This is a genomic window from Bacteroidia bacterium (assembly GCA_026932145.1).
In the GTDB taxonomy this organism is placed as follows: Bacteria; Bacteroidota; Bacteroidia; order J057; family JAIXKT01; genus JAIXKT01.
This window is the reverse complement of sequence record JAIXKT010000002.1, coordinates 12,116-13,573: the sequence shown is the minus strand read 5'-3', so window position 1 is coordinate 13,573 and position 1,458 is coordinate 12,116. Positions and strand designations below refer to the sequence as shown.

Sequence of the window (1,458 nt, the reverse complement as noted above, 5' to 3'; positions counted from 1 at the left end):
CCGTTAGTGCGCCTCTTGTAAACATAGGTTGTTAGTCGTTTCCAAAAATAAAGTTTTATGCAAACAGAATTTAAGTCTCCAAAATTAAGTTTTTCTTTATCAGAAATTCAGGTCTCTAAAAACAAAAGTTTTTTCGCAAGCGTAATTTCCAAAGTCATGTCGGTTTCAAATTTTGGTCAGGTTTCCAAAATAAGTTCGTGGTTTTCAATTAAGTTTCGGTAAGTCAGCAGTTTTATTCGGCAAAGTTCGTTTTTCATGGCTTAAATTCTTTTCTGTAAAATCAGGTTTCCAAAATTTTCTGTATTTTTTCAGCAAATATTTTGACAAGTTTTATTTGGGTTCTTGGGCTGTGTTCGTTTCTTCTGGCAAAATTTATTTTTGGCAAAGTCAGTTTCTCGGCAAAAGTTTTAGCAAGTTCTCGGCTTTCAGGTTATTTCAATTCAGCGTTAGTTTCGTTGGTGGTTGTCGAGCCTGCCGAGACATAAAGTCGGGATTGTAAAAAATTGGCGTGCGTGTAAAATCAAGTCTATGAAAGGCGGCGTTCTGTTTTTAGGCTATATCCGTTCCGCAACATCGAGCGCACTAACAAAGCGTGCAGCGGACGGCGGGGATTCGGCGGCTTCGAGAGACATTTTTCACGCTTTGAGTTTTTTCTCCTCTTTGGACTCTCCTACTCCCGCCCCCCGTCCGCCGCTAACGCAAACCGTTAGGCGCTGGAAACTAATGGTCAAAAAACAAAAAATAGTAGTCATAGGCTCGTCAGGTCACGCTAAAGTAGCAATAGATGTTATTGAAAAAGAAGGTAAGTTTTCAATCGTCGGATTAATTGATTCTTTCAAGAAAGCAGGGCAAGAGGTTTTTAATTATCAGATTCTCGGCACAGAAGAAGATCTACCAATACTTTCAAAGAAATATAATTTATTCGGCAGTTTTATCGCCATCGGAGACAACTGGCAACGCCATCTAATGGCAAAAAAGATAGAAAAAATATCCCCCACGCTTAACTTTGTAAGCACCTTTCATCCATCAGTTCAACTCGCTAGAGGCGCAATCATTGGCAAGGGTACAATAGCCACAGCAGAATCAGTTGTAAATAGCGACTGTGAAATCGGAACTTTTTGTATCATCAATACAAAAGCTTCCCTTGACCATGATTGTATTATGGGTAATTTCTCAAGTCTCGCTCCTAACGCAACAACTGGAGGAAATGTGAAGATAGACGCATTTAGTTCTATATCGCTTGGGGCTAATATTATTCACAACCGGAATATAGGCAAGCATACAGTAATTGGCGCGGGATCTGTCGTATTAAATGATATACCAGACTATTGCGTTGCATATGGCACTCCCGCTAAAGTTATCCGCACAAGACAAGAAGGAGATAAATATCTATAAATTTAAACAACGCGCCTAACACAGCGTGCACCTGACGCTGGGGACTCGGCGCACATCCCAAGC

General features: G+C 40.4%; 1 protein-coding gene. It reads left to right on the top strand.

Annotated elements, in window-relative coordinates:
- The first annotated feature begins 528 nt into the window (after positions 1-528).
- The gene (locus tag LC115_00865) at positions 529-1,395 is read left to right on the top strand and encodes an acetyltransferase (GenBank protein ID MCZ2355231.1); all 867 of its coding nucleotides are present in this window, start codon (positions 529-531) and stop codon (positions 1,393-1,395) included.
- Positions 1,396-1,458: the final 63 nt, after the last annotated feature.

Coding starts and splice junctions, on each gene's coding strand:
- LC115_00865 (MCZ2355231.1), top strand. CDS start 529: ATGAAAGGCGGCGTTCTGTTTTTAGGCTATATCCGTTCCGCAACATCG.